General features: G+C 69.5%; 9 protein-coding genes. 1 reads left to right on the top strand and 8 read right to left on the bottom strand.

Translation table 11 applies throughout. From position 1 onward, the window contains the following. Positions 1–80: 80 nt before the first annotated feature. Genes fliJ through fliF form a run of 5 tightly spaced genes read right to left on the bottom strand, consistent with a single transcriptional unit; the run spans position 81 to position 5,380 of the window. Positions 81–530, bottom strand: a complete 450-nt coding sequence (gene fliJ / locus AD428_RS19455; RefSeq protein WP_053246280.1) for a flagellar export protein FliJ — start codon at positions 528–530, stop codon at positions 81–83. After that, complete coding sequence (fliI, locus tag AD428_RS19460; protein ID WP_053246281.1) at positions 523–1,974, bottom strand: flagellar protein export ATPase FliI; 1,452 nt, start codon at positions 1,972–1,974, stop codon at positions 523–525. The genes fliJ and fliI overlap by 8 nt, the downstream gene beginning before the upstream one ends. After that, a complete protein-coding gene (gene fliH, locus AD428_RS19465; RefSeq protein WP_053246282.1) occupies positions 1,971–2,708 on the bottom strand; it encodes a flagellar assembly protein FliH in 738 nt (245 codons plus the stop codon). The genes fliI and fliH overlap by 4 nt, the downstream gene beginning before the upstream one ends. After that, the gene (fliG, locus tag AD428_RS19470; RefSeq protein WP_053246283.1) at positions 2,701–3,711 is read right to left on the bottom strand and encodes a flagellar motor switch protein FliG; all 1,011 of its coding nucleotides are present in this window, start codon (positions 3,709–3,711) and stop codon (positions 2,701–2,703) included. Before fliG ends, fliH begins: the two co-directional genes overlap by 8 nt. Next, positions 3,701–5,380, bottom strand: a complete 1,680-nt coding sequence (gene fliF, locus AD428_RS19475) for a flagellar basal-body MS-ring/collar protein FliF (protein WP_053246284.1) — start codon at positions 5,378–5,380, stop codon at positions 3,701–3,703. Before fliF ends, fliG begins: the two co-directional genes overlap by 11 nt. Before the next feature lie 356 nt (positions 5,381–5,736). Here fliF and fliE point away from each other — a divergent pair, with 356 nt between their 5' ends. Then, positions 5,737–6,072, top strand: a complete 336-nt coding sequence (gene fliE / locus AD428_RS19480) for a flagellar hook-basal body complex protein FliE (protein ID WP_053246285.1) — start codon at positions 5,737–5,739, stop codon at positions 6,070–6,072. Positions 6,073–6,108: 36 nt separating this feature from the next. Here fliE and AD428_RS19485 read toward each other — a convergent pair whose 3' ends face one another. The 3 genes from AD428_RS19485 to AD428_RS19495 all read right to left on the bottom strand — a co-directional run. After that, entirely contained in the window at positions 6,109–6,906 is a 798-nt protein-coding gene (locus AD428_RS19485) for a flagellar brake protein (protein ID WP_053246286.1), read from the bottom strand. Between the two features lie 23 nt (positions 6,907–6,929). Then, positions 6,930–7,247, bottom strand: coding sequence for an EscU/YscU/HrcU family type III secretion system export apparatus switch protein (locus tag AD428_RS19490; RefSeq protein ID WP_053246287.1), 318 nt, complete (start codon positions 7,245–7,247; stop codon positions 6,930–6,932). Next, on the bottom strand, positions 7,244–7,682 hold a 439-nt coding region (locus AD428_RS19495; RefSeq protein ID WP_160318607.1), incomplete at its 5' end, for a flagellar hook-length control protein FliK. The genes AD428_RS19495 and AD428_RS19490, both read right to left, overlap by 4 nt.

Genomic DNA, 7,682 nt, shown 5'->3' on the forward strand with positions numbered 1-7,682 from the left:
CGTCGGCAGCGCTGGCGGGGCGCGGTGGCGGCGAGGGCGGGCAGGGGAGCGGTCATGTGGGCCTTCCTGTTACGTATTGCTCAGTGCAGGCCGGCCTGGCGCTGGACCAGGCGGGCGGAATATTCGTCGTTGAGCCGCTGCTCGCGGCGGGATTCGACCAGCGCCTGGGCGCGCGCTTCGCGCTGCGCCAGGGCATCGTAGGAATTGAGCTTGCGCTTCTCCTGCTGCCAGTAGAGACGGCCCTTGGCCAGGTTTTCGTCGGCCTGGCGCAGCACGTCCTGCTGCTGGCCGATGGCGTCGTCCAGGGTGCCGATGAAGCGCTGGTAATTGTGGCAGTCGCTGGCCGACATGCCGCGCGTCATCGCCTGCTGCAGCCGCTCGAGATAGTCCTGGCGGTAGTCGCGCAGCATGGCGAGCTGGCGTTCGGCGTTGCTGCGCTCGGCGGTGAGCCGGCCCAGCAGGCGGGCGGCCTCGTCGGTGCTTTCCTTGGCGAGGCCGATGAGCGTGTCCAAGGGTAGTTGGCTAGGCATAGGTGTCCCTCAGTTCGAAGCTGGCGCGCAGTTGCGCGATGGCGCTGGCGTAGTCCACGTTTTCGCCGATGTCCTGCTGCAGGAAAGCCTCCAGGCGCGGGTAGCGCGCGATGGCGTCGTCGAGCTGCGGATCGTTGCCGGCGGTATAGGCGCCCACGGCGATGAGGTCGCGGTTGCGCTGGTAGCGCGACAGCGTCTGCTTGAAGCGGCGCACCACGGCGAACTGCTCCTGCGGGATGAGCGAGGTCATGGCGCGCGAGATGGACGCCTCGATGTCGATGGCCGGATAGTGGCCCGCTTCGGCCAGGTGCCGCGACAGCACCACGTGTCCGTCCAGGATGGCGCGGGCCGAATCGGCGATGGGATCCTGCTGGTCGTCGCCTTCGGCCAGCACGGTGTAGAAGGCCGTGATGGAGCCCGCCTTGCCCGAGGGGCCCGGCGCACCCATGCCGGCGCGCTCGACCAGCGAGGGCAGTTTGGCGAACACCGACGGCGGGTAGCCCTTGGTGGCGGGCGGCTCGCCGATGGCCAGCGCGATTTCGCGCTGCGCCATGGCGTAGCGGGTGAGCGAGTCCATGATGAGCAGCACGTCCAGGCCCTGGTCGCGGAAGTGCTCGGCGAGCCGGGTGGCGTAGGCGGCGCCTTGCAGCCGCAGCAGCGCGGAAACGTCGGCGGGCGCGGCGACCACGACGGAGCGGGCCAGGCCCTCGGGGCCCAGGTTGTGCTCGATGAATTCCTTGACCTCGCGGCCGCGCTCGCCGATGAGTCCGACCACGATGACGTCGGCGCGCGTGTAGCGCGCCATCATGCCCAGCAACACGCTCTTGCCCACGCCGGAGCCGGCGAACAGGCCCATGCGCTGGCCCCGTCCCACCGTGAGCAGGCCATTGATCGCCCGCACGCCGGTGTCCAGCACCGTGTCGATGGGCGCGCGCGAGAGCGGATTGATGGGCTGGGCGGCCAGCGGCGCCAGCTCGGCGCCGGCGAGGGGGCCCAACCCGTCCAGCGGGCGGCCCGCGCCGTCCAGCACGCGGCCCAGCAGGGCATTGCCCACGGGCAGGTGGCGGCCCAGCTGGGGCTTGGCGTTGCCGTTGAGTTCGGCCTTGCGGGGCAGGGGAATCTGGCGCTGCACGGGGGGCTCGCCCGGCACCACGCGGGCGCCCGGCGGCAGGCCGGAGATGTCCGCCTGGGGCATGAGATACAGCGTATGGCCGTCGAAACCCACGACCTCGGCATCGGCCCAGTGATCGTGGCCGCGCGCGATTTCGATGCGCGCGGCGGCGCCCACGGGCAGGCGCAGGCCGGTCGCGTGCAGGACCAGGCCGGTGGCGCGCGTGATGCGCCCGCTTACCAGCCAGGGGTCGGTAGACGCCGCGCGGATCGAGGCGATCTGCAGCTGGGTCTGCCAGCGGTCGAGCACGGGCACGGTCTGCTGCGCCGTCATGCGGGGTCCTCCCAGGCGACGTTGCGGCCCAGCGAGGCGGCGACGCGGCGCCAGCGCGTCTGCAGCGTGGCGTCGATGTCGCCGAACGGGGTCTCGGCCCGGCAGCCGCCGCGTGCGATGGACTCGTCGGGCAGCACGCGCCAGTGGCCTTCCTTGAGCTCGTCGGCCAGGTGCAGCCGGATCAGCTCGATGTCGGCGGGGTTGGCCCACAGCCGCATCTGTCCGTTGGCGCTGGGGTTGATGTGCAGTACTTCGCGCACGGCGCTCACCAGCGTCTCGGGCTGTTCGGCCAGCGTGGCGCGCAGCACCTGCTGCGCGATGTCCAGGGCCAGCGTGAGCAGGCCCTGTCCCATTTTTTCTTCGAGCGCGGCCAGCGAGGCCGCGCAGTTTTCCATCAGGTCGTGCAACTGGCGGGCTTCGGCCGCGCCCTGTTCGCGGGCCTGCGCCAGGCCTTCGGCGTAGCCGGCCTCGCGGCCGGCGGCCAGCCCGGCCTCGTAGCCTTCCCGGCGGCCCGCCTCCACGCCGGCGGCGTGGCCCTGGGCGTGGCCTTCCTCGCGGCCCTCGGCAACCGCCTGCGCGCGCAACTGGGCGAGCACGATTTCCGGGTCCGGACCCGGATCGGGTTCGGGCTCGGGTTCCGGCTGGACCTGCGGCTCGTCGAACGACAGCATCTGCCAGCGGCGCCAGGCGGCGCCGCGCGACAGCGTGACCGGCCCGTTGTCCGGCTCAGACATACGCATCGTCTCCCTGGTTGCCCAGGACGATCTGGCCGCTCTCGGCCAGGCGGCGGGCGATCTGCAGGATCTTCTTCTGCTCGGCCTCGACCTTGGACATGCGGATGGGGCCTTGCGCCTCCAGGTCTTCTCGCAGCATTTCGGCGGCGCGGCTGGACATGTTGCGCAGGAACTTGGCGCGCAGCTCTTCCGGGGCGCCCTTGAGCGCGACCATGAGCGTGTCGTTGTCGATTTCCTTGAGGATGAGCTGGATGCCGCGGTCTTCGACGTCGATGAGGTTGTCGAACACGAACATCTCGTCGATGATCTTCTGCGCCAGGTCGGCGTCGCGCTCGCGCAGGCTGGCGACGACGGTTTCTTCCTGGGCCGAATTCATCATGTTGAGGATCTCGGCCGCCGTGCGCACGCCGCCCATCTTCGAGCGCTTGGCGCCCTGGCCGGCCAGCACCGAATTGAGCACTTCGGTGAGCTCGGACAGCGCGGCCGGCTGCACGCCGCCGAAGGTGGCGATGCGCAGCATGACGTCGTTGCGCAGGCGTTCGGTGAGCAGAGCCAGCACGCCCGCGGCGCGGTCGCGCTCCAGGTGCACCAGGATGGTGGCGATGATCTGCGGGTGCTCGTCGCCGATCAGCTCGGCCACGGTATTGGGGTCGAGCCAGTTCAGGGCGTCGATGCCGCTGCCGCCTTCGCCGGCTTCCAGGATGTCTTCGATCAGGCCGGCCGCGCGATCGCTGCCCAGGGCCTTGGTGAGCACGGTGCGGATATAGTCGTCCGAGCCCAGCGTCACGGCCATGAACTGGTCGGCCTCCTGGCGGAATTCCTCCAGCACGGTCGCCACGTCGTTGCGGGTGACCTGCTTGAGGCTGGCCATGGCCGCGCCGACCTGCTGGACTTCGCGCGCCGACAGGTACTTGAAGACTTCGGCCGCCGCGTCCTCGCCCAGCGACATCATCAGCACGGCGCTGCGCGTCATGCCGTCCATGGGTTTGGAATCATTTTTCATCTTTGCTCATCCAGGTGCGCAGGACCATCGCGACGGCGCGCGGATCCTTGTTCGCCATCGTGCGGGCCCGTTCGAGGTTGTCTTCGTAGCGGCTGACCTCCTTGACGCGGGCCGCTTCCTGGGCCTCGCGCGCGGCCTCGGCGCGCTCGGCTTCGGCGGCCTCGGGATCGACCGGCGGATAGAGGTAGTCGCCCACGACGCGCCGCAGCTTGCGGTACAGCCAGAACGCCACCACCAGGCCGAGCAGCCACGCCATGACGGTCTTGAACAGGGCGATCAGCTCGGGGTCGCGCCACATCGGCAGCGGCGGCGGGCCGTCGTTGAACTGGCTGTTGACCACGTTGAGGGAATCGCCGCGGGTTTCGGAATAGCCCATGGCCTCGCGGACCAGATTGGTCAGCTTGGTGAGTTCCTCGGGCGGCAGCGGCTGGAGCTCGCCGTCCTTGTCGCGGATGTAGTTGACCACCACGGCCACGGACATGCGCTTGAGCATGCCCACCGGCTGCTTGATGTGGCTGATGGTGCGGTCCACTTCGTAGTTGGTGGTGGCGTCGTGGCGCTCGTTGAGGCTGGCCGAGGCCGTTTGCGTGCCGGTCTGCTGGGCCTGCTGGCCTTGCTGGCCCTGTTGCGGCGGCTGGCCGGGGCGCTGCTGCGCCTGCTGCGGGTTTTGCTGGGGATTGACGATGGGCGCCTGCGCGTTGCCGGGCGGCTGGTTCGACAAAGCGCCCGGCACGCCCTGGGCCGGACCGCCGCCGTGCTGGCGCGAATCGCTGGTCTGCTGGCTGCGGATGGCGGCCTGTCCGGGTTCCTGGTTGGGGCGGTAGACCTCGGAGGTTTCTTCGCGGCGCGAGAAGTCGATGTCGGCGGTGGCCTGGGCGTGCACGTTGCCCGGGCCGACCAGGGGATTCAGGATGGTCAGGATGCGTTCGACCGTGCGCTGTTCCATTTCGCGCACGTAGCGCAGCTGGTCGGCGTCCATGCCGCGCCCTTCGCCCAGCGGGGCCGACAGCAGGCGGCCGTTCTGGTCCACGATGGAGACGTTTTCCGCGGTGAGTTCGGGCACGCTGGAGGCCACCAGCCAGGAAATGGCCGAAACCTGAGCGTCGCTGAGGCTGCGGCCCGGATACAGGTTGAGCAGCACGGAGGCGGTGGGGGCCTGGCGTTCGCGCACGAAAAGCGACTGGCGCGGCATGGCCAGGTGCACACGGGCGTGCTGCACCGTGTGCATGGATTCGATCGAACGGGCCAGCTCTCCCTCGAGGCCGCGCTGGTAGTTGATCTGTTCGGCGAACTGGCTGGCGCCGAAGCGGGCATTGTCCATCAGCTCGAAGCCGACCGTGCCGCCGCGCGGCAGGCCCTGGCTGGCGAGCTGGAGGCGGGCGTCGTAGACGCGGTCGGCCGGCACCAGCAGCGCCGTGCCGTTTTCGTTGTACTTATAAGGGACGTTCATCTGTCCCAGGGCCGTCACGATGGCGCCGCCGTCGCGGTCGTCCAGGTTCGAGAACAGCACCTTGTATTGAGGCTCGCTGCTCCACATGACTGCGGCGGCGATCAGGGCCACCAGGGCAGCGGCCGCTCCCAGCAGCACCGGCTTGGGCAGCGCCTTGACCTTTTCCAGCACGGGAAACTTCGCCAGCAGCGTGGAACTCAGGGTCGCCGACGGGTTCATGGACGGCTCCCGCCGGCAACGCTGTGCAGGGAATTGGACTTCATGTTCGGATAGGGCAGATTACACATGCAACGTGCTTCTGGTCTGGGGAGAGCGTGGATTATTGCGTGCGGCGCCGCAATCCCAATCGCCGAAAACGGCGGGTTTTTGGCGTTACTTATCCTCTATGTCCCCCAGGGCGGGCGGGGCGCGCGCCGCCCGGGTCCGCGCAGGGGCCAGCGCGGGAAATATCGGCACTCAACAGGGGAAATATCGGGGTTTTTGGCGGCTTTTAGACGCTATGACCGCCGGCTGGGGCGGTTACGCTATGCGGGCAATCCGGCCCACCGCAAACACATTACGCAAGGAACCCCGAAATGGCTGTCTCTGGCTTGTCCGGCATCGAAACCATGCTCGCGCAGATGCGCGCGGTCGTGAAACAGGCCGAGGGCGGAGCGCTGGGCGGCTCGGAGCCCTCAGCCGTGCGCCCCGACGGTTTCGCGGCCGAGCTGCAACGCTCGCTGCGCCGCGTGTCCGGCGCGCAGAATGCGGCCACGGCCCAGGCCAAGGCATTCGAGCTGGGCGCGCCGGACATCTCGCTCAACGACGTGATGGTCGACATGCAGAAGGCCAGCATCGGGTTCCAGACCGCGGTCCAGGTGCGCAACAAGCTCGTGGCGGCCTACAAGGAAATCTCGTCCATGGCGATGTGACGCCGCCGCTGCCGGGCCGGCCAGGGAGCCCGGGCGTCAGCCGCGCTGCGCGCCTCTCTCGAGGCGCCATACCATTTGCTGCAGCCAGGTTTCCTGGCGCGCATTCAGATCCAGAAACACCGCGCCCAGGTGGCTGAGCGGAGGCTCGCCGGTCAGCGAGACATGCGCCGGCGCGGGCTGGCCCGGCTCGGGCTGGGTCATGGGCTGGCCGGAAATGGGGTAGACGTTGCGGACCTGCAGCGTGGCGCTGAGAGAGCCCAGCTCGCCGAAGTCGAGCCGCACGTTTTCCATGACGTCGCCCACCCGGGGCAGGCCGGGCACGGCGAGTTCCGCGCGCAGGCCCACGCCGTCCACGGAAATGTCGCGCACGCTGAAGGCCAGCGGCTGGGGCTGCTCCGGCGGATGCCACGTGGCCTTGCCGCGGTAGGCGGCGCCCGCCAGCGAGGCGCGGAACATCTTGCGCCGCTGGATGCGCGCGAGCTGCTCCGGAAACGCCGATACCAGGGCCGCGCTGCCGTCGTCGAAATGGATTACGCCAGGGCGGGGCACCCGGAAGCGGATCTGCACGCCGCCATAGGCGGTGGCGTGGAAATAATAGCTGCCCCCGCTCAGCAGGCCCATGCTGTCGGTTTCGCCGAAGTCGGCGCCGGCGTAATCGCGCGGCCGCCAGAAGAACTGGTGCGCATGCCTGTCGGCGCCCAGGATGAGCACGGCGATCTCGCGATCGGCCGCGTCGCGCACCAGGATGTGGCTGTCCGGATGGGTGAGCTCGAACAACGCGGCGCGCAGCTCTTCGGGACGGGTGAGCAGGAACTCCGGATCGCCGGTGTCCATGGGGTTGTCTCCTTGGGCGTGGATCAGGCAGGGGACGCTGCGTCCGGGAGGTCTCGGGACTCCAGGCGATACAGCCAGGCCAGCAATTCTGCCACTGCCACGTAGAGTTGTGGGGGAATGTGCGCGTCCAGGTCCACCTGCATGAGCAGGCCCACCAGTTCGCGCGACTCGTGCACGTACAGGCCGTGCTCTTCGGCGGTGCGCACGATGGTGTCGGCGAGCTGGCCGTAGCCCTTGGCGACGACGCGCGGCGCGCCGTCCTGCTCGTCATACGAGAGGGCGACCGCGGCGTTGCGGCCGGCGTCCGGCGCGTTGCTGGCGGGGCGGCTGGGGGCGGTCATGCGAGGTCGGGATCCAGGACGGGCCGCGGGTCGGCGACATGGACGGCGAGATGGCTGAGCGTCAGGCCGGCGGCAAGCAGGCGCGCGCGCAACTCGTCGGACGAGGTGCTGATCTCGCCCGCGGCCAGCGGCGCGACGACCTGGAGCACGAGCTGGTCCCCCGAGAGGTTCAGGCGGGCATCCACCAGACCCAGGCGCGGCAGATCGAGCTTGAGGCGCGTGGCCCAGGCGGGCGCGGCGGATTCGGGATCGCCGCCGTAGGGGTCGCGCTGCACTTCCCATTCCATGGGCGTGCCGGGCCAGGCTTCGCCCTGCCAGGCAATGGTCTGGTTGGCCAGCACGTCGAGCTGCTGGCGCACCAGGGTGTTGAGATCCTGGTGTATGCCGGGCACGGGCGCGCCCGGGGAGGGCGTCTGGGCTTGGCCGGCGGACGGA

Source organism: Achromobacter sp. DMS1 (assembly GCF_001270295.1).